Here is a 23,478-nt window from a genome sequence, read left to right as displayed (position 1 = left end):
AGCCGCCAAGAATGATTTCACCACTGAGCCCGTTTTGCCTCCGCTTGCTACGCGTTGACACTCAGTCATGTTGGAATACAAGTTTTGTCACACCCCCAATTTCACCACTGACGCCCAAATCCGCTCCGCCCTCCGTCACCCTCCTGCCGTTCACGGCGAGAAACCATCCAACCCAAAGCCGTGGCATAAAACTCACCAATTAAGATAAGATGCAGTCACTGACGAAACACACCTAAAACGTATCACCCCAGATTGGCCGACCGCTGGACGCCGGCGAAGTGACGGCGGAATGCCTCATAATCTGCGAATTGCCAGTCTGCTTGGGACTGGTCGATGTGGTACTGCTTCGGTTGTAAGGCCCAGACGGTGAGGCCGGCGCGCTTGGCGGCGGTTATGCCGATGCGGCTGTCTTCGATGACGAGGCAAGCGGCTGGCGGGACGGCTAAGTGGGTGACGGCTAAGCGGTAGATTTGGGGATTGGGCTTGTTTTCGGTGAGTTCTGTACCGCTGAGAATCACTTGGAAATATGGGGCTAGGCCGGTGGCCGTTAGCATGCGGTCAATTTCTGCCCGACTGCCGGCGGAGGCGACGGCGAGGCGGATGCCCTGGGCGTGAAGCCACCGGGCGGTTGCTTGAATGCCAGGCATGACGTGGTCAGCGTAAGTGATGGGATGGGCGGCTTTGTAAGGATAGAACCCTGGCCGAACGCGGGCGCGTTCGGCTGGGTCGGGCACCACCAGCTGCCACTTGGTTTCCGCCGATTGGCCAAGGAAGTCTTGAATGTCAGTCGTCCCTGGAGTGACGCCGACGGACCGTAAATACGCGAGGCGGCGTTCAAAGTTGAACACTTCGCTATCAATCAAGACCCCATCCATGTCAAAAATGACGGCTTGAAACATTTTCTTCCTCACCGACTCACTGCTTCGGCAGCAGAACGGGGATGTACCGGGGTAGCCAGCGGATCGTCATCGGCAGAGCTGGCCCCTTATCGCCATCCAGCCGCAGGCGAATGGTGTGCTTAGTGCTGGCGGGAACGAGCCGCAGCTCTTCGGTCGTGAAGTAGGTGACGCCCTTGGCCTGGTCGAAGTGGCCGTTCAGGAAATAATGGATGTAGGTGGGCAGGTTGCCCCAGCGGAAGTGGTGCAGGAGCGAGACGTGGAGCGTATCCGCGGTGTCGTCAGGAATATATTGTACCCGCCCCACCCCGTTGGTCGTCGTCACCAAGCCAGTCCAGACCCGGGACGTTTCTGTGGTGCCGTCGTGAATTAGTTCGATCCGGTACGACCGGTTCGTCACCAACAGCTTCAGCCCCTTGGCCACGTACACAATTGGGCCGAAGCGGCGCTTTTCTGTCTGCCGCACTTGGTTAGAAATGTCCGCCAGCGCACCGAACACCAGGGAGCTGACGAAGGCGTGGTCACCGGCCTGGCCGATGCCGATGCTGACGGTGTGGTCCTGCTGGATGGCCGTCAAAAGTTGGTCCATCGCCACCACAGTCAGCGGATTAATGTCCAGCTGGTGGGCCAGATTGTTGACGGTGCCGCCAGGAATGATGCCCAGGGGCACCGTTTTCCGGGCCCGGAGAAAGGCGGTCGCCACGAGGTTAAGAGTGCCGTCACCGCCGATGGCCACCAGGGCATCGTAACGGTGCGTCGCCTTAGCCACCGCCGTAATGGCCTACTCCACATTCGGCGCGGTGATTTTATCACAGCGGATGCCCTGTTTTGCGGCTTTCGTCGCCAATCGCTGGGCGAGTTTCCCCGCTTGACTATGGCCGGCTTGATCGTTGTAAAAAATACCGACGTGTTGGATCATGTGCGCATCCCCTTTCGTTGATCTGTGTATATTAAGTCTAGCATAACGCCCGGTTGGCGGCGCGCTGTGCCTGCGGAGAAAATCGGCCGACGAAAAAAGCGCCGCTGGGGCGCTTTTTTTGCTGTAATGAATTGACTGTCAGAAACGGGCTGTGCCGAGCAGGCCGCCACAACTAAGCGCCCTAGCACCAAAAACCCAAGACCAGGGCCTTCAGCGTCAGAGCCGCTTAGGCCGGGTAACCTAACCATTCGGCTCCGTCCTCTCGGATTAATCCGTCTGGAACTTCGCCGTCAGCTGCACATCGGGGTACTTGTCATGGAACCAATTCTCAGCGAACCGATTCTCAAACAGGAACAGCGGCTGGCCGGCGAGGTCCTTGACCAGCAGGTTTCGGGACGACGCCATGCTGGGATCCAGCTGGTCTGGGTCGATCCAGCGGGCCGTGCGGGAGCCGATGGGGGTCATCTCTACTTCGGAGTGGTACTCGTGGAGCATCCGGTACTGGAAGACTTCGAACTGCAGCTGACCGACGGCGCCCAGGACGTAATCGTCAGTGTTCCAGGTCTTGTAGAGCTGAATGGCGCCCTCTTGAACGAGCTGCTTCATGCCCTTGTGAAACGACTTCTGTTTCATCACGTTTTTGGGGGTGACGCGGACGAAGAGCTCCGGGGTGAATTGGGGCAGCTTGGGGAATTGAATCTTCTCCTTACCGGTATAGATACTGTCGCCAATGGCGAAGTTGCCGGTGTCGTACAGACCGACGATGTCCCCGGCCACGGCGCGGCTGACCTGTTCTCGCTCATCGGACATGAATTCCGTGGCGTTGTTCAGCCGCAGCGTCTTGCCGGTGCGGGCCAATGTGACGTCCATGCCTTTCTCGAATTCGCCGGACGTCACCCGAACGAAGGCGATGCGGTCCCGGTGGTTGGGGTTCATGTTCGCCTGGATCTTGAAGACGAACCCGGAGAACTCATCCGCGTCCGGCTTCACCAGTTTGTCATCCACGGTCTTGTGTCCGGCAGGGGCCGGGGCCATGGACAGAAAGCTGTCCAGGAACGTCTTCACACCAAAATTGGTCAGCGCCGACCCGAAGAAGACGGGGGTCTGATCGCCGGTGGCCACCTTCGCCAAGTCCAGCGTGTTGCCCGCCTCATTCAGCAGGTCGATGTCGCCCAGGGTGTCTTGGTACTCGCCTTCTTCGGTCAGCGGGTTGCTGGGGTCAATGGTGCCGTCCGCGTTCAGCGGAATGAACTGCTCGCCCTTGGCTTCCGAGCCGTACAGCTCGATCCGCTTGTTCTGGCGGTCGTACAGCCCCTTTAGACCCTTGCCCATGCCGATGGGCCAGTCCATGGCGTAGCCCTCGATGTGCAGCAGGTCTTCCAGCTCGGCGATCAAGTCCAGCGGCTCGCGCCCATCCCGGTCCAGCTTGTTCATGAACGTGAAGATGGGAATGCCCCGTTTCTTCACGACCTGGAACAGCTTCTTGGTTTGAGGCTCGACCCCTTTAGCCGTATCGATGACCATGACGGCAGCGTCCACCGCCATCAGAGTCCGATACGTGTCTTCGGAGAAGTCCTCGTGCCCCGGGGTGTCCAGAATGTTGACCCGCTTGCCGGCGTAGTCGAACTGCATCACGGAGCTGGTGACACTGATGCCCCGCTTCTTCTCGATCTCCATCCAGTCACTGGTAGCGTACTGGCCGGACTTCTTGCCCTTCACGGTACCGGCAGAGCGAATCACCCCGCCGAACAGCAGCATCTGCTCCGTAATCGTCGTCTTCCCTGCATCAGGGTGAGAAATGATCGCGAAGGTCCGCCGCTTGGCGATGGCTTGGTCTAATGTTTTTTTACTTACTGGTTGTTCAATCATAGTGGTAATGTCTCCTTCATTCTCCTGAGTGTCGATCAATGGGAATGAAGGCCGTTACCAGACGGTCCCGCGCATGAGCTGGTCCTCCTCGACTTCTTGACAACGACAAAGGCGCTAAAGTCACAGCGACTTTAACGCCTATTCTACCAAAAAATAGATTACCCTGCATTCACCGCATGGCTGGGATCGTCAGTCGCGCTGCTCAGCGTGTTCGCGGCGGGCGCTACCGGCTTCGGGGCCAGCTGGGGCAGCCGCAGATAGACCGTCTCCAGACGGGATCCGTCCATATGGCCGGTTACCAGCTGCATACCGAAACCGATGTCCAGCGTCATGGGATGGCCATTCACGGGGATGGACCCCAGGGCGGTCACCACGTAACCGGCGATGGTATCCACGTCGTCGGCTTCCAGGTCCAACCCGAACTCATCATTGAAGTCCGTTATCGGCATTTTGCCGTTGACCACGAATTCGTAGTCGTTGACCTTGTGGTACAGCGTGGTGACGTGGTCGGATTCGTCGTCGATGTCGCCGACGATTTCTTCCAGCAGGTCCTCGATGGTGGCCAAGCCGACGACGCCGCCATACTCGTCCAAGAGGATGGCCATCTGCTGCTGGGTCTTCTGCATCTCCCGGAGCAGCTCATCAATGGTGATCGTCTCGGGAACGAAGAGCGGTTCGGACATGACGTCCGCAATCTTCAAGCGGTTGAAGCCGACCGTGCGGGCCTGCTTCAGCAACCGCTTGATGTGGACGATGCCGATGACCTCATCCTTATCGCCGCGGTAAACCGGGACGCGGGAGAACGGCTGGGATAGGATCGCGTCGATGTTCTCCTGGTCGTCGTCTTCCACGTCGATCATGAAGGCATCCGTCCGGGGCACCATGACCTCCCGGGCCATCTTGTCGTTGAAGGTAATGATCCCCTCCAGCATCTGGTACTCATCCGGCCGAATCAGCCCCGTCTTGCGGGACGTTTCGATGACCTGGAGCATTTCTTCCCGGGTCATATTGTCCTCGTCCCGCTTCGCCTTCTGCCCCGTCAACTTGGTCAGGATGTTGGTGGAGGCAGAAAGGAGCCAGACAAAGGGCTTGGTGAAGACACTGACGAACTTGACGATACCCACGGTACCCTTAGCGACACCCTCCGGATTCGCCAGAGCGACCTGCTTCGGGAAAAGTTCCCCGAAGACCAGGGAGACGTAAGACAGGGCCAGGGTGATGATCACCGTGGCGGCTTCCTCGCCCCAGGACACGTTGCCGAAGACCGGCGCCAGGCGAGACGCCATGGACGTCGCCGCGCTGGCGGAAGACAGGAAACCAGCAAAGGTGATCGCCACTTGGATCGTGGCCAGGAACTGGCTGGAATTATTCATGACCAGCAGCAGCTTCTGCGCCTTCTTGTCGCCGTCCTTGGCCTCCGCCTCGATGCGCGGCCGGTTGACAGAAACGATCGCCATTTCCGCGGCCGCAAAGATTGCGTTCACCGCTGTCAAAATGACGATCAAAATTATCTGACCGCCCAAGCTCGTACTTCCAGGGTCACCACTCATTATAGAACCACACTCGCTTTCATTTTTCACTCAAAAATAGTAATGATATTAAGAGTATAGCAACGGCCACCGCTGAATTCAAGAACCGCCGTTACTTTTTATCCGGGTCTTGACCGCTGGGCAGGTGCCAGCGCACGGGGACGTTGCTGAACTCAGTCAGCTCGCCGTTTTCGCGCAGCACCCGAATGTTGTGCCAATACTGGAAGATGGTCTTGACCACCGCGTAAATCGGCACCCCGACGATCATCCCAATGATGCCCCAGAGGTTGCCCACCACCAGCAGGAGGATAATGATGGTCAGCGGATGGATGTCCAGCGCCTTGCCGACGACGTTCGGGTAGATGAAATTCCCGTCCAGCTGCTGGACGATGACCACGACCACCGCCACTAGGGCCATTTTCTCCCAGGACACCGTGGAGGCAATGATCAGCGCCGGGGCGATGCCCAGGTAGGGACCGAGGTACGGGATGATGTTGCAGAAGCCGGCGACGACGCCCAGCAGCAAGGCGTAAGGCATGCCGATGATCACGTAGCCGATGCCGGTGAAGGTGCCGACGAACAGCAGCTCCAGGGCTTCCCCGGCAACGTAGTGGGAGATGGTCTCGTTCATTTTCTTCAAGACATCCCCCACCTGCTCGTTCATCCGGTTGGGGAAGAAGCGCTGGATGTTGGGAATCAGCTTATGGCCGTCCTGGAGGAAGTAATAGAGCATCACCGGCACCGTAATCGCCGAGATGACCACGCTGCCCACCGACGACACCACCCCGCCGATGTTGCTGGTCACGCCGCTGAGCATCGAGCGCAGGATCGTTGCCGGGTCCAAGTTCAGCTTCGTCAACGACTGGGCCAAGTTGAACCGCTTCAGCGACGGCTTGTTGAGAAAGGCGGTGGTGGACTTGCGCACTTCGCTGATGAAGGATGGAAAGTTGTTCACCATCTGGGTGACTTGAACGATCAGGTTCGGGATCACCGCCGCCACCAGCAGGGCCACGGCCCCCAACAGCAGCAGGAACAGCAGCCAAATGGCCATCCGCCGGGGAATGTGCAGCTTCACCAGCAGGTTGACCAGCGGATTAAGCATGTAGAACAGGAACCCGGCGGCGATGATCGGCCCGAAGAGCGTACTGAAGAACGTCGCCACCGGGCTGAACACCCAGCCAATTTGGGAGAAGACCCAGATCAGCGTGGCAATCACCAGGATCTGCACCGTCCAATAGAATAATTTCGATTCGCGCAATTGCTTGCCCATCACCGTGTGCCCCTTTCTGTTCTTAGTTTAGCAGACTGCACTGGGAAACGCGTATAAGAAACTGCACCGTGTCTTTCAATACAGAAAAACACGGTGCAACATTGAACAATAAGCAGTTTACAGTGTCCCGTCAAGGACCGAGTAGGTGATTGTGGTCGTGTACTTCCCCTTCGTAACGGTCTGCGGCATGTTGGCCGGAACGGTCAGTGTGGCGTTGGTGTAATAACGCGTCAGGGGCGTGGCATTGGCATCGGCTTCCACCAGACGGCTAACCTTGTACAGATTCACGGCCGCACCGCCTGCGACCATGGTGAGCGGGTCGTGGTTCACATATGCTTTTTGAGCATCAGTCACTGGCCCAGAAGCCGGTGGTACCGGCAACCCTTCAGAAGTCCCTTTCGTGTCCGTCGCCGGCAGTCCCAGATTGATTTGAAAACCGTCATAATCAGTGTTGGTGGCCTGATTGTTGAACGCATCCAAGCGACCAGAGACCGTCCAGGAGCTCTGATTGTTCAAGTTATCCTGCACTTCCAGCTTGGCCGCACTCTTTGCTGCATTTGCGGTGTCACTATCTGTTACTTGCTGATCTGTGCCGGTTCCAGATAACCCGGCTAACGGATAGACGCCCCCCGCCGTGCCTGGCAGGGTTCGTTTACCAAAGTCCAGGCTTGGTACACTGACCAAGTTGACGTTTTTCCAAGATGCAAAATAGATGGCATTGGAACTTGCTAACAATTGTGACTTGTTCATGAGCACGTCGATCAATCCGCGGTTTAAGAAGTCTGCTGGAAAGGCGGTCGTCTTATCGGGACCAACATAATCGTAAGTGTAAGTGAATGTTGTCTTCGGCGGTTCAGCAAAGGTCAAATCGTAGGCATAATACTGGTCTGTCAACGCCGCCGGTAATCCCTCCGCCCCGCTGACTGATGGGTCATCACCGCCACCCATCGCGACAACCGTCGGAGCAGCCTTGAGATGAAGTGCACTCGTCCCCGTCCCGACCTTGGGAATCAACAGCGTCATCGTGTCCTCCTGGTTTGCCTTCTTCCCGTTGATGTTAACATGCGCCGTCACCGAATAATCAGGCACCGTCTTCCCGTCCGGAGCTTTAACAAAATGCCGAGTTGGCTCATCGCCAATGTCGTCGGTACCACTGAAGAACTTATCGATGGTGTACACATTATTGTCTGGTGCCGGACTGGGGTTGCGGTAAACCAGATAACTCGCATCGGCCTGACCATCAACTGCCTTTTGCAGGGAATAATCGTTGTGTGTCTTTACAGAAGCCCGACGCTTAAGTGTAATTGTATTGAAGTACAACCGGCCCTCGTCAAAGGTGTCGTTCGGCATGGCGAAATGATACGTACCATCACCGGTTTCGTTATTACTGCTGTCCACACTTGGCGTGATGCCTTCAGCATACGGCTTATCCCAACCGCTTAAATCAGCGTTCACAAAGGGATTATTTGTTCCGAGGTTCAAGTTCAATCGATGGCTCTGCGTGTCAGTGACCATAGACGACCACTTAGCGGTTTGCGTCGCCTTATCTGTCGCCGTACCCGATGTCGTTTGTGTCCCGCTGAGCTGGTCATTATTCGAAATCAGCAACGGATCACGATAATATCCCAGCCAGTTTGTCACACCACCGGATTGCTTCAAATCATCATCATTGACCACGTAGAGACCGCCAGCGTTCAAGTCAATCTGAGGCTTGAGCGACTGGGCAAGGTTGACCGTGGCATCGGCCAGAGGCAGGTCGGCGGTGCCACCACTGGTCATCGTTCCTGTGTAATGCCATTGTTTGCCGTCCAACGAGCTGATGATATTTTTGCGCGCTGTCGGATCTGCGTTATCCGCATCGATATTCTCATCAGTTGTCGTCTTGACATTCAGTTTGTTCGTAGCGGCATCCGTGTAAATTGGCTTGATGTCCACGTTCGTGGCTTTGCCGCTGCTGTCATAGTCGTAGTACTGATACACATTAGCATAGCGCTGTGGCCAGATTTCACCCGGATATGTCAATTGATACTTGGCATTAGCATTAAAGACGGGTGACCACTGCTTGGTGTATGTGCTGATTAGGTTGCTGCGCTTCACGATATCGTACCCGGTGCTGCTCCCATCATTCATTAGGATGCCGTCTTGTGTTGGGTCAGGCGATGCAGTGCCAGTTTTTTGCAGTTTCGGTGAAGAATGCATGGTGTCATTGTACGTCGCATCTTGCGAATCCTTGTCATCGTCGGTCCAGTGCATACGGTCGTACGGCATGATAGCACCAGTCCAAGATGAGAAGTTAGTATAAGTGTCGTATGTCGTCCCTTTGTCAAGATCATCTTTGTTTATCACGGCATAGTCTGCAGGCGTTTTGCCTGTTTGGTTTGCCTGACTTGTATGCAACACCTTTTGCATGGGGCTCTGAGTAGTGGCGGTATCATCAGTCTCAGTGTCTACGCCACTAGTCACACTGTAAGGGTCAACAAGTTGAGAAGAATCATACATCGTGATTTTGATCGGATCTTGCGACGAGTCAGCGCCCTTGCTGTTGTTGAAAGTGCCATTTGCGTTTGGCGAAGGAAACAGACGGCCATTGGTTATCTGTTGCTCGTCCGAGGAGGTGCCGGCAGAATACTTATCCATGTCAAACGAAAAGTTAATATGGGCGCTCCCGGTAAATGGTGCATTTGTGAAATAAGACGTCACAAATTGCATGATACTGGTTCTGAAACCGCTGCCCCATCCAGTAGCTAACTTTCTAGACGTTGTGGGATGACCAATATTGAGCAACGAAGCCATTTGTCCAGTTAAACCCGCAGAATAAACCGGTGAGTGGTTTGGGTTTAAAAATGTGATAATACCATTATAGGGATCCCACATCGTATTCACGGTAAGGTTGGTATTGTCTTGCTCTTGGTACGCGATAGCCGGCTGTGTTCCCGACGACGTACTGGTCGTCAAGGTGCTGTCATCAAGCGACGTCGCTGCATCTTTTGAGTTTTTCGTGCCGAAGTGGTCCAGCGTTGATGCTTTGCCCTTATCAATTTGCCGATTATTCAAGTAATCGACGTAGTCGGCATTGCCATTTTGCATTTTTAACTGGCTACGACCATAAGTCAGTCCATTTGTCCCTGACTCCTGATTATCAAACATAAAGGGAATGCCTTTAACCTTAAGAAAGAATTGATGCGGATTATTAGGGTCAAGATAAACATGATGATCAAATTGAAGTGGGAAGTTAATGTTCTGCTGAGCAATAGTTATCCCAACTATTTTCATAGGAATGGAGTCAATGGATAAGTAATAGTAAGACTTATCCCAATCAATACTGGCCGCCAGTGCTTTCGCATCCATGCCGTCGGCTACTTGCACACGAACCATGACTGCCCAGTCCCCGGACATAGAGGCATCCACTGAGCTCCTCGAACCAGCAATGGCCGCTTGAATCGGAACATTCCCAGTTGCTTGCAAGTATCCGCCATTAAAGGAAGCTTTGGGATCAAGAACAAACTTGCCGTTTGAATTGATCATTTTAGACTGCACACCCGTAGGATTGAAAATCGCGTTTTTCTGATCCGTACTCAATGACGAGGTGTCTTGTCCGGCCCATGCACTTGCAATTGATGTCGCGTCATCCCGTTTACTGAAATCAACTAAATTGTCTTTGTCAACATAATTTAGAGAAAAGTATGCATTGCCATAATTTGCCACACTTTTCTTGAATTCAACCGATACAGGTGACGCCGTAACGCGGTTCTTCCAGTTGTTGGTTGTGTCTGTTACGCTTTGAGAACCGCCACCAGAAATGTCAGTTCCCAGGGGCATACCTTGTTCAGCACCAGACCAGCCATTGTATCCCCATTTTACAAACGATCCCTCGCTAGGTTTACGATCACGGATGAGACCGGGAATTGTGTACATGCTCCATGGTTTGCCATTCCTGAGGACGGCGTTGACACCGTCACTGTCTTTTCCAAGTGTGAGGGCACCGTTGTCCAAGGTGTCCCCAATAGTGGCAGCATACACCTTCGAACTATGTGGTGTGCTTGGTGAAAAACTGTCCACAGCAACGACTGCCGCCAGTGCGACGGCACCGCGGAGCAGCAATCGGCGAATCCTGACGAACTTCATGAACCATTCCCCCATTATGTAATACTCGTGATTTCCAAACGAAACGGATAATTGCTTATTTATTGTGATTGCGCATCCTGGCGCGGTTGTAAAGCAGAACCCACCCACCGACGAGCAAAATAGCAATTAAGATGCCCAGGATAATAATAATGGCGAGTTTGCCCGGCGAATTTGTGCCAAGATAGTCCGCCACCGACTGCACTTGTGATCCTTCAATGGTGAAGTTGCGCGTGATTGTTTGCTTCGGGACGTTATTCCCCGAAACGACCAGCTTCATCGTGTAGTTGCCCGCCGGCAGCTTATGTATGTTGAATTGCCAATCAAAGCGGCTATTCGGTGCAATCTTGCCGTCTTGACTCGTACTATGGACCAGCCGCTTAATGTCGCCTTGGCGATTGACCTGCATGTCGGTGGTAATGGCCTCACCGTACATCTTTGCCGGATTAGTCGTGGCCAGGCGAAGGACCATGTTGTCTGCTTGCACAGCCGGTTTCACAGTCCCAAAGTGTAACTTGGGCTTGACCTGGTTGATGTCGTTCCCTTGCAGGACCACGCTGCGCTGATACGCCACCCGAGAACGAACGGTAGCGTTGGCATCAGTGGTCACATCGGCCACGGCATACAACCCGCCTAGGATCATCCCGGTGAACTGCTTCGCTGGTGCTCGAATCTTGAAACTCACCGTCGTTGTTTGAGAGGGCTTCAGGGTCACCTGCTTCTTCCTCGGTCCTTGAACCAAGGAGGCAAAGCTGACCGCCGTCTTGGGATACACTGCTGGCGCAGTGCGATCATAAATGATTTGCGGATTGCTATCTGTGGTACCATTATTGGCATAGACCGTAATGGTAATCGGTTGACTGCCAATGTTGGCTAGCTGCAGGTTGAGGGTCTGCTGTTGATTAGGCGCCAAACGCAGTTCCCAATACTGTAAAGCGTTGTCGACCTGGTTGGCCGGCAGCTGCGCATTGATTGCGTATGCTTTCTTTGGCGTTGTATTGGCCGCCTGCACGACTTGGCCGCCGCCAAAGAGCAGTACGAATGCAATGAAAAATACGCCCCAAAGGTCAGTCCAATTGAGTCTGCGGTACACAACACCATCTCCCACGGTAGCACGAATTGAAAAATAACTGAACGCGTTTTTGACAAGTAATTTTCAGGAAAATTGATTGGTCTGCTTTTTGCTTGCAGAGCAAGCACCGACAACCGTCTAAATGGTAGCATTATACCAACCTTTTGACAATTCTGTTTAGTTGTAAACAAGGAACGGCCCACCCGTCGTAAGGGCTTACTTGGGGTAACGGTGACGCATGGTATAATAACAAGACATCAGAAAACGAAAGAAGTGGCCAAAATGGCAATTGAAATCACAACATCCTTGAATTCCCCCGTTTATGACGACGCCTTGGCGATTCGGGAAGAAGTCTTCGTCCAAGAGCAGCACGTCCCCGCCGACCGCGAAGTGGACAGCGATGAGGGCAAGGCCATTTACTTCGTCGCCTACGATGCTGACCATCACGCCGAGGGGACCGTCCGGCTGGTGCCAGATGCCCACGGGGTCGGTGATGTGCAGCGTATGGCCGTCCGCAAGAATGCGCGCCACCACGGCATCGGTGCGGATCTGCTGCAAGCCATCGCGGACTATGCCCAGGACAACGCCTACGACAAGTTGGTGCTGCACGCCCAAGTCCACGCGATTCCTTTCTACCAAAAATTAGGCTACACCCTGACCAGCCGGCCAGAGTTCCTGGATGCGGGCATTCGTCATCGGGAAATGGTAAGGTCTTTAGTAGAAGATACTGAAGAAGGGGCGCTGCGCCATGTCCAATAAAAAGATCGTTGCGGTTTACTTATTCCTGTTCCTGCTGCCCTACCTCTGTGCCTTGCTGGTCATTGGCAACAGCTACAATGCCTTGGTGCTGCATAGTGCCAGCCTCTGGCGGACCTGTGTCGGCGCTGCCGTGGGCGCCGTCGTGATGAGTGCGTTGAAGGTCACGGTGGAACGGCCGCTGGCCATCTTGGTGGCCAACGCGACCCGGCCGCTGCTGCGGGACATCTTGGATTTCTTCAAGGTCGACGGCAACATGACCAAGCGGGTGCTCAACCTGGGCATCGACTTCGTCCTCTGCGGCATTGCCACCTGGGTCGTCCGCAATGTCTTCCCGCAACCGCTGATCATGGGCTCGCTGATTGGCTGGCTGATGCTCATCATGTTCATCTCCGTCCTCATCGGCGGCTACATCGACTACGACCTTCTCAGCGTTGAACGCACCGGCAGCAAAGCTGTCCCCGTCCGCCGCGGCAAAACCATCCGCTCCCAAAAATAAAAAAGAGGCGCCATCAGCTCTCTCCACCCAGGAAAGAATCTGACGGCGCCTCTTTCACGCACGCAACAACCAACCACCATGTCCACAATCAGCGCCAGGCCTGTCAACCTGCCAGGCACTGCCTGCTTCCGATTTGATGCGCTCCTTGCATCAAATCATTCAGTCTTCGTACTCGTCGGGCTGACTATCCTGAGGCGAGCCGATATACATGATCCCGCCATGTTCCTGGACAGCGGCCTGGTCGTCCAGCCGCCACGTTTCTAACAAATACGGCTTGCTGGTCAACGCCAGGTGGTCCGGAATCGCCAGCTTGGCGTCCTTATATTGCTTCATGAGGCGCTCAATGCCCTGGTTGACGCCCATCTGATAAATGATCGTATCCGCGGGCTCGGTATAGACCGCGGCTCGGCTGTCAGGCAGGTCGAAAGTCACGAAGTCGCCGAACTTCTCGGTCCCTGTTGGGAACAGCGCACCAATGTAATAAACGAAGGAGTACGGGGAAAAGACGATCAGCGCACTGCGGTTCTTCGTCCCGGTCTGGTGGGCGTCCAACTGCGCTGGGGCGTCGCTGCCCAAGAACTCCTGCCACGCCGAGTAGAAACTGCCGTTGCCGTCCATCATTGTGGGCAGGTACGGGTACCCAATCATCCGCTGCGCACCGATCTGTTTAATTTCTGCCATCATGCACTCCTCTTTCTTCTAAATAGACAAGACAAAAGCCGAGGAACCCCCGGCTTTTTTATTTTCGAGACTATGATTACAACTAGCGGCGATGAGATAACTCGAGGTACCGCTGGTACCAGAGGTCAACGTAAGCTTGAGAAAACGGGCCCTTGCCGGTGTTGATCCAGTCCACCAGGATCTTAACGTTCTCCTTGAGGATGTGGTCGATCTCCGGAGAATAGGACCAGCGCTTGCTGTGGGCTTCGTATTCGTCCACGTCGAGCAGGCGCTTCTCGCCGTCGGGGAACACCTTCACATCGAGGTCATAATCGATGTACTTGAGAGCTTCCTTGTCGATCACGAACGGGCTGGCTAAATTGCAGTAGTACGACACCCCGTTGTCGCGGATCATCGCGATCACGTTGAACCAGTATTTACGGTGGAAATAGACGATCGCCGGCTCGCGGGTCAGCCAGTGGCGGTCGTCTGCTTCAGTCACGAGCGTGTGGTCATTGCACCCGATAAGCGAGTTTTCACTCGTTTTAAGCACCATTGTATCGCGCCAGGTACGATGTAGACTCCCATCATGCTTGTAGCTCTGAATCGCAATATAGTCTCCTTCCTTGGGAAGATGCACTGCGAACCCAGCTTTCGTGGAACTGTTAGTCGCCCTTGATTATAACAGAAAGGAGGGCCGGGCAAAAGGCGCCCGGCCCGGAACCAGTGACGGGCTTGGACAAGCGTAAAAAGAAACCGTCCCGTTACCGGAAACGGTTTCTTTTCTGACCCAGGCAGCGGCCTGGATGGACTATAACCCATCAGAGAGCGAGTACGTCACCGTGGCCGAGTATTCGCCGCTGGTGATCCCGGCACCGGTCCCTGGTATGCCCAGCCTAATGCTGTCGAAGACGACGGGGATGGTGGTACTGCTCGCCGAGTGCTGCAGGTTGGCGGCAATGGTCGTGGGATCGCCCATCGCCGTTCCGCTGCCCGCCATGACGATACTGAACGCGCTGCCTTGGGTGAAGGTGAGATTGGCATAGGGTAGCGTGCTCGTGCCGTTGGAGAAGGCAGAAAGGGAGGCGCTCAGGGTCAGCGGATCATTATTGATGCGATTGTCCGTAATTAAGAACGTATTCTGGTTCTGGGGCTCCGTGGTGGGATAAGAAACCGCGCTGCTCCCTGGCAAAGGCCATGTACCAAAGTCCAAATTCTTCACGGTCAGCTGCAGATAGGTCGTCGCGTACTTAAAGTAAATATCCACGCTGTCATAGTCGGTGGGCAAGGTGCCTTGGGCATTCGTGGGCAGACTGTCTTGACCCAAGCGATAGGTCAATCCCCCGCTCGTTAACGTCACAGGCGCGTGCGCCCCGGTCAAGCTGGTGGCCGGCGTCGTCGTGACGTCCGCCGTACTAGTGGCAAAGTCAGCAAAATTATAGGCATCACCCGGCAGACCGGTCTTGGTCACCGTGGGCCGCAGCGCGGCACCGTTGCGGTCAACAAAGTGCAAGACCGCCTTGACCGGGGTGTTCACCTTGATCGTTTCCACATTCGATGCCAAGGCGGTAGCCTGGGTATAATCAGGCACGTCGATGGCATAAACGGTGATCGTGTGCTGTTTGCCGTCCTGCGTAATCCGGCGCAGCTGGGATGCCTGGTCGGCAGATAACGTGCTGGCGAAGTTCAGGTAGTTGTCGTGGGGAATCGTCGCCCCGTCAGGATACGCCGCCCGGGCCAGCAAATTGGTGGTCGGCAAGCTGGCTGGGTTCGTGGTGTTTACCGCTTGGTCTACTGTGTAGTAAACGTTGACGGCCTTGCTGTTCATATCCGTCACGGCACCGCTTATTTGAATCGGTGCCTGGTCTTGTTTGACCGTCAGCATATGCGTCGACAGCCGGATCATCGGGGGATAGGCATTGTTGATGGCGCCGTTGTAGACCATCCGTACCGTATGGCCGGGGGCGAAGCCGCCTTGGGCCTTGATATAATCTGCGGACCATTTCATGCCGATACCCGTATCCAGCTTTTGGAGGAGCCCGTTCCCCTGGTAAGCAATCGTACCGCCAGGCAGCGCTTGGCCCGCCTGACCAACACTGGGGCCCAAATTAGGATTCCCGAAGACCCGGGAGTAGCTCATTACCGGGGTGGTAGAGCCATCGGCATTAACCGACACACTGGTGCCCAAGCTGTTGGGTCCATCATTAGACGAAGTGGCGGCTGCCTCGCCCCACGCCATCATGTTGGCCCCCAGCCAGCCGTCCGGCCCATTCACATTGTTGAAGTTGTATGAAATCATCGCCGTGATGGGGTTCGGCGTGTTGGAATTCGGCTGATTAATGGCAGAAGCGATAAAGAGGCCTTCGTTCAACCCCTTCAAACGGCCGTCATTGCCCAGCGGCAAGTAGCGCACGGGGGCGTTATCCTGGCGATTTCCTGTCAACGTCTGCTGGTACTTCGTTTGGCCGAAGGCAGTATCAAACGTACGCACGAAATACAACCCGCTAGCTCCTTGGGGATTCCACCCCGGCGTGGCATTCGTCACATCCTCCGTCATCTGCATCTGGTCGCTGGTCGGATTGGGCTGCAGCGTGTTGCTGACGTGAATCACGATTTGGGGAATTAAGGTCGTGTTGATATTCAGCTGCTTGAGAATCGCCGTATCCGTGATGTAGCCATCGTAAGTCAAGTGCAAGATGTTACTGTTGGTGTCATCTGGATACATGTTCAAATGACGCAGCTCATCAAACTGATAATTGGGCAGATAGGTCCCGTCATTTGCCCCTGCCTGAAATATTCCGCCAATCTTGATCGTTTTGGCATCATAAGTGCCAATCATCAGCGAGGAAGAATGCCAGGGAAAGCCGTTAATACCTTCAAAATCCGAAGCCGTCGGCGTATAGCCCGTATCGCTCCCTAACCCAACAATCCGGGTCACGGGGGAAGTCGTGGTGTCTTCCAAATTCACGTTGGGGATATCAATGCTCTTCATATCGATGTTGGAAATCTGCGTGTGATCAACGGTGTAGCCGGAATACCATTTGTTGAACATATACAGCATATTCAACCCATTACCGAGCCGAATGACACCATTCGTCCGGTTGATCGACGGCTGCCAAATGTTGAAAACGATCTGGAGCGCCTGCTGGTCACCATTAGCCCCCCGAGTCGTCAGGGTGATCTTGCTTCCTTCCGGCGTCAATAAACTACGGGTCCGATAAGAATATGTCAGGGACAGCGTCCGCGGCCGGGCACTGGACAGAGAAACCGTGATATCCGCCGCGTTGAAGCCCTGGGGAACACTGACTGTAAAGTTGCTCGGCTGCAGCGCATTGACCGCCGTCTGACTCCAATTACCAATATTAACGGCATTCGTCATGGTGGTCGTACTATTGCCGGTCGTACTGAAGGGCGCCCCCACCGTATAATTACCGTTGCTGTCGGATCGGGACGGCGTTTGCACATCAAGATACGACAACGCGGCGGGACCATCCGCCACGGCCGCCGCCGGTTGCAGTGCCTGACTGGTCAGCGTCATCTGAGCAGGCACCGTGCCAGTTTCCGTAACCGGTGCCATTTTGCCGACGGAGGCGGTCTGACTCACATTGCTCACCGGAATCTCCGGATGGACGGCCTGCAGCAGATTGGCCTGCTGGGCGGCCGGTAAGTTGAGAAAGGCAGTGGGCGTATAGGGTGTGCCGATTGCCGCCTGCTCCACCCAATCCGGGAGAAGCGCCGGTTGCGATGCCGCCTGACTGGGCGGCGTCGCATTTGTTCCCGCAACGGCCTGGGTCGGCGCCGTCAACCCGGTCCAAACCAATAGAAACAAGCCGCCCAATGCGGCAAGCCACAATAGCCGCCAACCGCTCCCGCGGTGGCGCTGATGAAACGTCTGCATGCTATCCCCTCGCATTCCCAATGAAATCTCCATGGTCATTTTTCCCACTTTTGAGTGTTTCCAGCTTAGCACGACATTCAGTAGGAAAAATATTCAAATTTGATAATGAATTGCTCTCAAAAATGAATCATACAGATTATTTTATACACATTGTAATAATTGCAAAGGGATATTGAAATACTTCATTTCGGTTTTTATACTGTTCGAGGTGATATATCAGGATTGTTAAATTACCAGTATTAATCTTATAAGACAATTCTTCTAACACATTGCCTATTCTGCAAACAGGGCCAATGCCTGAACACCGCTGACCAATAACGCATCCAGGGGGCAGAAAAAAAAGCACCCGCCCCTCCGGGCAGGTGCAAGAACGATGAATTTAAGCGGTGAGTTTCTGGAACAACGCACTCAGTTTTTCTGAACCCGCACTGGCGGCTGCGGGGAAGACCGTATCCAGATAGACCCCGTCCACAGCGGCCAGGATTGCTGCTGGTATCGGCACGTCTGGCAGCCCAATCTCGGCAATAATTGGCAAATCTGTGTGCTGACGGATTTCCGGCACGAGCAGGCGCAGCTGATCCGCTATCGCACCGGAATTGCTGCCCGGAATCGGCATCACGAAGATAAAGTGGGCCGCGTCTGCCACCAAGGGCGCCACGGTGTGCAAAGAGTTCGTGGTCACCACGGCAACCAGGTTCACCCCAGCAGCCCGCAATGCGGCAGGCAGCGGATCGTCTTCCTGACTGGGCAAGTCTAAGACGAGGACGTCGGTGATGCCTAACGCGGCACATTTCTCGGCAAACGCCGTGTCCCCATACTTGTACGCCACGTTGGCATAAAGCGTGAGTTGAATGGCGACATCCGTTTCCGCCCGGGCTTGGGCAATGGCCGCAAACACCCCGGCCAGATTCGTACCGTTATCTAAGGCCCGCACATCGGCGGCTTGAATCACCGGTCCATCACCCACCGGATCGGAGAACGGGACGGAGACGGCCACCAGGGTCGCGCCGGCCTGACCGAGGGCGATGATTTGTTCTGTGGTGCGCTTTAAACTCGGATCGCCAGCCACGATCACCGGCACGATGGTTTTCTTCTCTACATCAACATTAGTCATCAATCTCGACCCCCCGATACTTGGCAATGCTGGCCACGTCCTTGTCACCACGGCCAGAAACGGTGCAAATAATGATCTTGTCGCTGCCCAAGGTGGGCGCCAGCTTCATCACCTCGGCGATGGCGTGGCAACTCTCGATGGCGGCGATGATGCCCTCTTCCTTGGCGATGTACTCGAAAGCGTTGACCGCCTCGTCATCGGTGATGGCGACGTACTGGGCGCGGCCCAGTTCCTGCAGGCGGACGTGTTCCGGGCCGACGCCGGGATAATCCAGGCCAGCCGAGATGGAATAGACCTTGTCGATCTGCCCGTCCGCGTTCTGCAAGAACTTGGACTTCATGCCGTGGAAGATACCGGTGCTGCCGTTGGTCATGGTAGCCGCGTTCTCCGGCGTATCGACGCCCTTCCCGGCCGCCTCGGCACCAATCAGGTGAACAGCGGGGTCGGCAATGTATTCAGCGAAGGAACCGATGGCGTTAGACCCGCCGCCGACACAGGCGACGATGTAGTCCGGCTGACGGCCGGCCGCTTGCTGGATCTGCTGCTTGGATTCTTTAGAAATGACACTCTGGAAGTCATGCACCATTTCAGGGAACGGGTATGGCCCAACGGCACTACCCAATAAATAGAACGTGTCGTCGGAACGGGCCGCCCAATTCTGCAGGGCTGCATTGACGGCATCCTTCAGTACGGCCGAGCCGCTGGTCACCGGCGTCACTTTAGCCCCCAATAGCTGCATCCGGTAGACGTTGAGTTTTTGCCGCTCGGTGTCCACCTTACCCATGAAGATCTCACATTCCATGCCGAACAGGGCAGCCACGGTGGCGGTGGCCACGCCGTGCTGACCCGCGCCGGTCTCGGCGATAAGCCGCTTCTTGCCCATGCGCTTCGCCACCAAGGCTTGGCCCAATACGTTATTAATCTTGTGCGCCCCGGTATGATTCAGGTCTTCCCGCTTGAGATAGACTTGTGCACCACCCAAGTCTTTGGTCATGTTGGCGGCATAATAGAGCAGCGACGGCCGCCCCGCGTAATTGGCGAGCAGGTCGTTCAATTCTTGGTTGAAGGCTGGATCCTGGCGGGCGGCGTGATACGCGTCGGCGACCCGCTGGAGTTCGGGGTAAAGCAATTCGGGGACGTAAGTACCGCCAAAGTCCCCGTAATGACCGGGGGTGGTGAAGGTGTGATCAGATTTGATTTCTTGCATGAGAATCGTCCTTTCTGAGAAAAACGGGTGACAGATAATCAGAGGGTGGAGCGGCCCGCCTAAACGGGCTCCGCCGAGCAGGCCACCATGGTCTAAGGACCCTAAGCCAAAAAAACCAAGTGCGGGCCAGCCCGCCATAAACGGGCTCCGCGGCCCAGAAGCTAGTGGATAAGGGCGAGTGAGGGCAAAACCTAAGTGCGGGTTTTTCCCTCACTTGCCCTTATCCCTACGCTTCTAACCGGGCCGCTCCGCCCTCTGTACAAAAAAATCCGCCCTCAAACAACAAAAGTTTGCTGCTTAAGGACGGATTGAATTCCGCGGTGCCACCTTAGTTGAGAATCCAAGTGCCCAAATAGCGCCTGGGTCCTCCTCTTAGCGAAGAGCAATCACTCTCCCGGCAACTGACGTATGCCAACACGTTTTCCCGTACTCCATCAGTTTCGGGGAAACCCTCAGTGGTCCATTTACCTGCCTGCGTTCGATCGCACTCTCAGCAACGGCGACTCTCTTGGCGTGCACAGCAGATTTGACTTCCACCTCAGCGGTTTGAGGACGAATTATTCTGTTGGCAATGATACTACGCTCTCATTTGAACGCCGTCAACCCCCATTTTGTGAGAAAAGCAAAATTATTCTTCACTGGCTTCTTTATCGGCGATCCAGTTCGACACGGCATCCAGGTCAAAGCCTTTCTGGTACAGCATCGTCTTGGTCTTCCGTTTCTGGTAGGCCAAGCCCTTGCTGGCATACCGGCGCCAGTACTTCTCGGCCTGAGTGGCTAATGCGTCGGCTTCTTCCTCGGCATCCGGGGTGAAATCAGCGTACGCGATGGCCTGGCTGATCAAGTCCCCGGAAAAGCCCTTGGCGTACAGGTGCTGCCGAACTTTTCTCTCCTGCTCCCGGGCCGAACTGGTGCGGTAATGGCTGCGCTGCTTGGCAATCAGCTTGGCCAGCGTCTGCCGCTGCTCGTCTTCGGGATAGATATCTGTGATGGCGTCGATACTCGCCAGATCGGGGCTGATGCCCTTGTCCCGGAGCTTGCGCTGGATAACGGTGGGGCCGTTCTCCGTCGTCAGCATCTGGGTGCGCACGAAACTGTCCCGATAGGCAGTGTCGTCCAGATAGCCTTGGCTGGTCAGTTCGGCGGCCACCTGCTTAATATAGGCGGGCGGGACCTCTTCGTCTTCCAGCTTGGTCCAAATCTCGTGGCGGGTGCGTAACTGGTGTGCCAGGTAGTTCACTGCTATATTATAAGCATGGCGAAAATTGTTCTGCTCCTGGATCTCGGCGACTTGGGCGCTGGTCAGTTCCTGCCCCTTAGCCAGGGCATACTGGACCAGCACGCCTTCGTCGATGCCGAAAGCAAACTCATCGTCAAGAAATAGATTATACCGGCCCTTGCGTTTTTGGGCTGAGATCTTCGTAATCGTTGGCATGGTAACCTCCTGAAAGGAATTCATTATGGCATTTTCTAAAACACGTATCCGGCACCAAGGCGGCGTCGACGCCACCGTTGGCGAACGGGTCATCATCACGATCAAGCGTCTGGGCATTAACGGCGAGGGTATCGGCTACCTGCGCCACAAGATCATCTTCATTCCCGGTGTCCTCCCCGGCGAGGTGGTCTCGGCGACCATCACGGACGTCGCGCCGTCGTTTTTGCGCGGGGTCATGACCCACGTGGAGAAACCCAGTCCGGACCGGGTCCAGCCCAGCGACCCGAATTACGGGAAAGTCGGGGGCCTGGAACTGAACCATCTGGCCTACCCGGCGCAGGTCCGCTTCAAGGATGACGTGCTGCGCCAAGCCCTGGCCAAGTTTGCCCCACGGGATTACAAGGACTACCAGATCAAGCCCGGTATCGGCATGGCCAATCCCACCCATTACCGTTACAAGGCCCAGTTCCCGCTGGCGGTCGAGCACGGGCAGGTCGTGGCGGGGATGTACGCGCCCGGCACCCACGACTTGATCCCTATCACGGATAGTATCACGCAAAGCAAGCGCACGATGCAAACCATCAACGAACTGGTCAAGCTTCTCAACGCGCTGCACATTCCCATCTACGACCTGGCCCACCACCAGCAAGGGCTGCGCACCCTGGTCGTGCGGGAATCGGCGACGACACCGGAGGTGCAAGTGACCCTCATCAGCAGCGTCGAGAACTTCCCCGGCCGCGACCTGCTCCGGGACGGCATCCGCAAGACCATGCCCCGGGTGACCAGCCTGATGGAGAACACGAACCCCAACGACACCTCGCTCATCTGGGGACCGAACACGATCCATCTGGCGGGGGAGAAAACCATCACCGAGATCCTCCGGGGGCACAAGTTCGTCCTCTCCCCCGAGGCGTTCTTCCAGCTGAACCCCGTCCAGACGGAGCAGCTTTACGCCATTGCGCTGCGGGCCTTGGACCTTCAGGCTGACGACCGCCTGATCGACGCCTACGCCGGGGTCGGCACCCTAGGCTTGACGGCCGCGCCCCACGTGGCCGAGGTGCGGGGAATGGAGACCATTTCTGCCGCCGTCCGCGACGCCCAGTACAACGCCAAGATCAACGGCATCACCAACGCCCAGTACGAGACCGGCAAGGCCGAAGTGATCATCCCCCGCTGGCGGGCCAACGGCTGGACGCCCACGGCACTCATCGTCGACCCGCCCCGCACCGGTCTGGACAGTGCCCTGCGCCGGACCATCGTCCAGGAGCGCCCGGCCAAGTTCGTCTACATCTCCTGCAACCCGTCCACCCTCGCCCGCGACCTGGTCACCCTGACTGAGGCCTACGATGTGGACTGGATCCAGTCCATCGACATGTTCCCCCAGACAGCCCGGTGCGAAGCCGTGGTCCAGTTGAGTTTGAGAAAGTAGAAAAGGAGTTTTCCAGTCATGAAAATTTATTTTGCCAACGGTCTTTTCTCCCAAGCCGACGCCGAGTTCAACGCCCGCGTCGTGGCTAAGCTGCGGGCCATGTATCCCTTGGTGGAGGTCTACCTGCCCCAAGAGAACGCCAGCATCAACGACAAGAACGCCTACGCCGATTCTCTGATGATCGCCAAGGCCGACACAGACAAGGTCCTGGCCAGCGACCTGCTGATTGCGGTGTTGGACGGGCCGACCATCGACAACGGCGTGGCCAGCGAGATCGGCGTGGCCTACCAGGCGCATATTCCCATTTTGGGGCTGTATACGGACAGCCGCCGGCTGGGGGCGACGAACCAGCAGAAGCTGGACGCGCTGCAGGAGGTGGCGGAGAACCAGTTCCACTACTTGAACCTGTACACCACGGGGCTGATCAAGCTGAACGGGAAGATTCTGACCAGCGTGGATGATCTGCTGGCGGCCGTGCGGGAGTACGATGATGAGGCGCGTTTGTAGGAGAGAAATTGTTCGCGATACCCGGGTGACTCCGGGCACATCACAGATTGGGGCTGGAACGCTGTGGGCCGACTTTAAGCCCGCGCAAAGTACGCGCGGTCTTAAAGCTCGACCTTGTTGTAGGCGGCAAAGCCGCCAACAACAATCTCACAGCTGAGCCCCAATCTGCTCCGCCCTCCGTCACCCTACCTCTTTGGCAACCCAAAATTCCATTCGCACACAAACTCGGCCACATCCAGGTTGACAGTAAAGCAGAACACCACGATGAAATTATCGACTAAACCCAAACGGGACTA

General features: G+C 55.8%; 18 protein-coding genes. 4 read left to right on the top strand and 14 right to left on the bottom strand.

The genetic code is table 11. From position 1 onward, the window contains the following. Positions 1-242: 242 nt before the first annotated feature. From L248_RS02650 to L248_RS02620, 8 genes are all read right to left on the bottom strand, one after another. Positions 243-899 carry an HAD family hydrolase gene (locus tag L248_RS02650; protein WP_040534512.1) on the bottom strand — a complete coding sequence of 219 codons (657 nt, stop codon included), beginning with the start codon at positions 897-899 and terminating at the stop codon, positions 243-245. Between the two features lie 16 nt (positions 900-915). After that, positions 916-1,665: a diacylglycerol/lipid kinase family protein gene (locus L248_RS02645; protein ID WP_022528510.1), complete on the bottom strand. Its 750-nt coding sequence runs from the start codon at positions 1,663-1,665 to the stop codon at positions 916-918. Between the two features lie 12 nt (positions 1,666-1,677). After that, a complete protein-coding gene (locus L248_RS15740) occupies positions 1,678-1,815 on the bottom strand; it encodes a hypothetical protein (RefSeq protein ID WP_022528509.1) in 138 nt (45 codons plus the stop codon). A gap of 267 nt (positions 1,816-2,082) precedes the next feature. Further along, positions 2,083-3,684 (bottom strand): peptide chain release factor 3, encoded by a 1,602-nt coding sequence (locus L248_RS02640; RefSeq protein WP_040534510.1) that lies wholly within the window; start codon positions 3,682-3,684, stop codon positions 2,083-2,085. Between the two features lie 158 nt (positions 3,685-3,842). Then, positions 3,843-5,234, bottom strand: a complete 1,392-nt coding sequence (locus tag L248_RS02635; protein ID WP_051999837.1) for a hemolysin family protein — start codon at positions 5,232-5,234, stop codon at positions 3,843-3,845. Positions 5,235-5,325: 91 nt separating this feature from the next. Continuing rightward, the gene (locus L248_RS02630) at positions 5,326-6,483 is read right to left on the bottom strand and encodes an AI-2E family transporter (protein WP_022528506.1); all 1,158 of its coding nucleotides are present in this window, start codon (positions 6,481-6,483) and stop codon (positions 5,326-5,328) included. A gap of 117 nt (positions 6,484-6,600) precedes the next feature. Continuing rightward, the gene (locus tag L248_RS02625; protein ID WP_155828550.1) at positions 6,601-10,608 is read right to left on the bottom strand and encodes a hypothetical protein; all 4,008 of its coding nucleotides are present in this window, start codon (positions 10,606-10,608) and stop codon (positions 6,601-6,603) included. A 55-nt stretch (positions 10,609-10,663) separates the two neighbouring features. Beyond that, on the bottom strand, positions 10,664-11,698 hold the full coding sequence (locus L248_RS02620; RefSeq protein ID WP_022528503.1) for a DUF916 domain-containing protein: 1,035 nt from the start codon (positions 11,696-11,698) through the stop codon (positions 10,664-10,666). A gap of 261 nt (positions 11,699-11,959) precedes the next feature. On the opposite strand from L248_RS02620, the gene L248_RS02615 reads away from it, so the two are divergent. Then, positions 11,960-12,436: a GNAT family N-acetyltransferase gene (locus L248_RS02615; RefSeq protein WP_051999836.1), complete on the top strand. Its 477-nt coding sequence runs from the start codon at positions 11,960-11,962 to the stop codon at positions 12,434-12,436. After that, complete coding sequence (locus tag L248_RS02610) at positions 12,426-12,932, top strand: hypothetical protein (RefSeq protein WP_022528501.1); 507 nt, start codon at positions 12,426-12,428, stop codon at positions 12,930-12,932. The genes L248_RS02615 and L248_RS02610 overlap by 11 nt, the downstream gene beginning before the upstream one ends. Positions 12,933-13,091: 159 nt before the next feature. On the opposite strand, the gene L248_RS02605 is transcribed toward L248_RS02610, so the two are convergent. From L248_RS02605 to recX, 6 genes are all read right to left on the bottom strand, one after another. Beyond that, positions 13,092-13,616, bottom strand: coding sequence for a hypothetical protein (locus L248_RS02605; protein ID WP_022528500.1), 525 nt, complete (start codon positions 13,614-13,616; stop codon positions 13,092-13,094). Between the two features lie 79 nt (positions 13,617-13,695). Further along, positions 13,696-14,232 carry a nucleoside tri-diphosphate phosphatase gene (ntdP, locus tag L248_RS02600; protein ID WP_040534506.1) on the bottom strand — a complete coding sequence of 179 codons (537 nt, stop codon included), beginning with the start codon at positions 14,230-14,232 and terminating at the stop codon, positions 13,696-13,698. A 171-nt stretch (positions 14,233-14,403) separates the two neighbouring features. After that, entirely contained in the window at positions 14,404-17,490 is a 3,087-nt protein-coding gene (locus tag L248_RS02595; protein WP_022528497.1) for a WxL domain-containing protein, read from the bottom strand. Between the two features lie 379 nt (positions 17,491-17,869). Continuing rightward, positions 17,870-18,604 carry a tryptophan synthase subunit alpha gene (gene trpA / locus L248_RS02590; protein ID WP_022528496.1) on the bottom strand — a complete coding sequence of 245 codons (735 nt, stop codon included), beginning with the start codon at positions 18,602-18,604 and terminating at the stop codon, positions 17,870-17,872. Beyond that, the gene (trpB, locus tag L248_RS02585) at positions 18,597-19,811 is read right to left on the bottom strand and encodes a tryptophan synthase subunit beta (protein WP_022528495.1); all 1,215 of its coding nucleotides are present in this window, start codon (positions 19,809-19,811) and stop codon (positions 18,597-18,599) included. Before trpB ends, trpA begins: the two co-directional genes overlap by 8 nt. A gap of 628 nt (positions 19,812-20,439) precedes the next feature. Next, on the bottom strand, positions 20,440-21,246 hold the full coding sequence (gene recX, locus L248_RS02580) for a recombination regulator RecX (protein WP_040534620.1): 807 nt from the start codon (positions 21,244-21,246) through the stop codon (positions 20,440-20,442). Between the two features lie 25 nt (positions 21,247-21,271). On the opposite strand from recX, the gene rlmD reads away from it, so the two are divergent. Together rlmD and L248_RS02570 are read left to right on the top strand one after the other, a co-directional pair. After that, positions 21,272-22,675, top strand: coding sequence for a 23S rRNA (uracil(1939)-C(5))-methyltransferase RlmD (gene rlmD / locus L248_RS02575; RefSeq protein ID WP_022528493.1), 1,404 nt, complete (start codon positions 21,272-21,274; stop codon positions 22,673-22,675). Between the two features lie 18 nt (positions 22,676-22,693). Continuing rightward, on the top strand, positions 22,694-23,182 hold the full coding sequence (locus L248_RS02570; RefSeq protein ID WP_022528492.1) for a nucleoside 2-deoxyribosyltransferase: 489 nt from the start codon (positions 22,694-22,696) through the stop codon (positions 23,180-23,182). Positions 23,183-23,478 lie beyond the last annotated feature (296 nt).

The organism is Schleiferilactobacillus shenzhenensis LY-73, from assembly GCF_000469325.1.
Taxonomy (GTDB): Bacteria; Bacillota; Bacilli; order Lactobacillales; family Lactobacillaceae; genus Schleiferilactobacillus; species Schleiferilactobacillus shenzhenensis.
The sequence above is the reverse complement of the archived record's forward strand: the minus strand, read 5'-3'. Positions and strand labels throughout refer to the sequence as shown.

What these genes read in the sequence shown, in the direction of transcription:
- L248_RS02650 (WP_040534512.1), bottom strand. Translation starts at nt 899, where the DNA reads ATGTTTCAAGCCGTCATTTTTGACATGGATGGGGTCTTGATTGATAGC.
- L248_RS15740 (WP_022528509.1), bottom strand. Translation starts at nt 1,815, where the DNA reads ATGATCCAACACGTCGGTATTTTTTACAACGATCAAGCCGGCCATAGT.
- L248_RS02640 (WP_040534510.1), bottom strand. Translation starts at nt 3,684, where the DNA reads ATGATTGAACAACCAGTAAGTAAAAAAACATTAGACCAAGCCATCGCC.
- L248_RS02635 (WP_051999837.1), bottom strand. Translation starts at nt 5,234, where the DNA reads ATGAGTGGTGACCCTGGAAGTACGAGCTTGGGCGGTCAGATAATTTTG.
- L248_RS02630 (WP_022528506.1), bottom strand. Translation starts at nt 6,483, where the DNA reads ATGGGCAAGCAATTGCGCGAATCGAAATTATTCTATTGGACGGTGCAG.
- L248_RS02625 (WP_155828550.1), bottom strand. Translation starts at nt 10,608, where the DNA reads ATGAAGTTCGTCAGGATTCGCCGATTGCTGCTCCGCGGTGCCGTCGCA.
- L248_RS02615 (WP_051999836.1), top strand. Translation starts at nt 11,960, where the DNA reads ATGGCAATTGAAATCACAACATCCTTGAATTCCCCCGTTTATGACGAC.
- L248_RS02610 (WP_022528501.1), top strand. Translation starts at nt 12,426, where the DNA reads ATGTCCAATAAAAAGATCGTTGCGGTTTACTTATTCCTGTTCCTGCTG.
- L248_RS02605 (WP_022528500.1), bottom strand. Translation starts at nt 13,616, where the DNA reads ATGATGGCAGAAATTAAACAGATCGGTGCGCAGCGGATGATTGGGTAC.
- L248_RS02595 (WP_022528497.1), bottom strand. Translation starts at nt 17,490, where the DNA reads ATGCAGACGTTTCATCAGCGCCACCGCGGGAGCGGTTGGCGGCTATTG.
- trpA (WP_022528496.1), bottom strand. Translation starts at nt 18,604, where the DNA reads ATGACTAATGTTGATGTAGAGAAGAAAACCATCGTGCCGGTGATCGTG.
- trpB (WP_022528495.1), bottom strand. Translation starts at nt 19,811, where the DNA reads ATGCAAGAAATCAAATCTGATCACACCTTCACCACCCCCGGTCATTAC.
- recX (WP_040534620.1), bottom strand. Translation starts at nt 21,246, where the DNA reads ATGCCAACGATTACGAAGATCTCAGCCCAAAAACGCAAGGGCCGGTAT.
- rlmD (WP_022528493.1), top strand. Translation starts at nt 21,272, where the DNA reads ATGGCATTTTCTAAAACACGTATCCGGCACCAAGGCGGCGTCGACGCC.
- L248_RS02570 (WP_022528492.1), top strand. Translation starts at nt 22,694, where the DNA reads ATGAAAATTTATTTTGCCAACGGTCTTTTCTCCCAAGCCGACGCCGAG.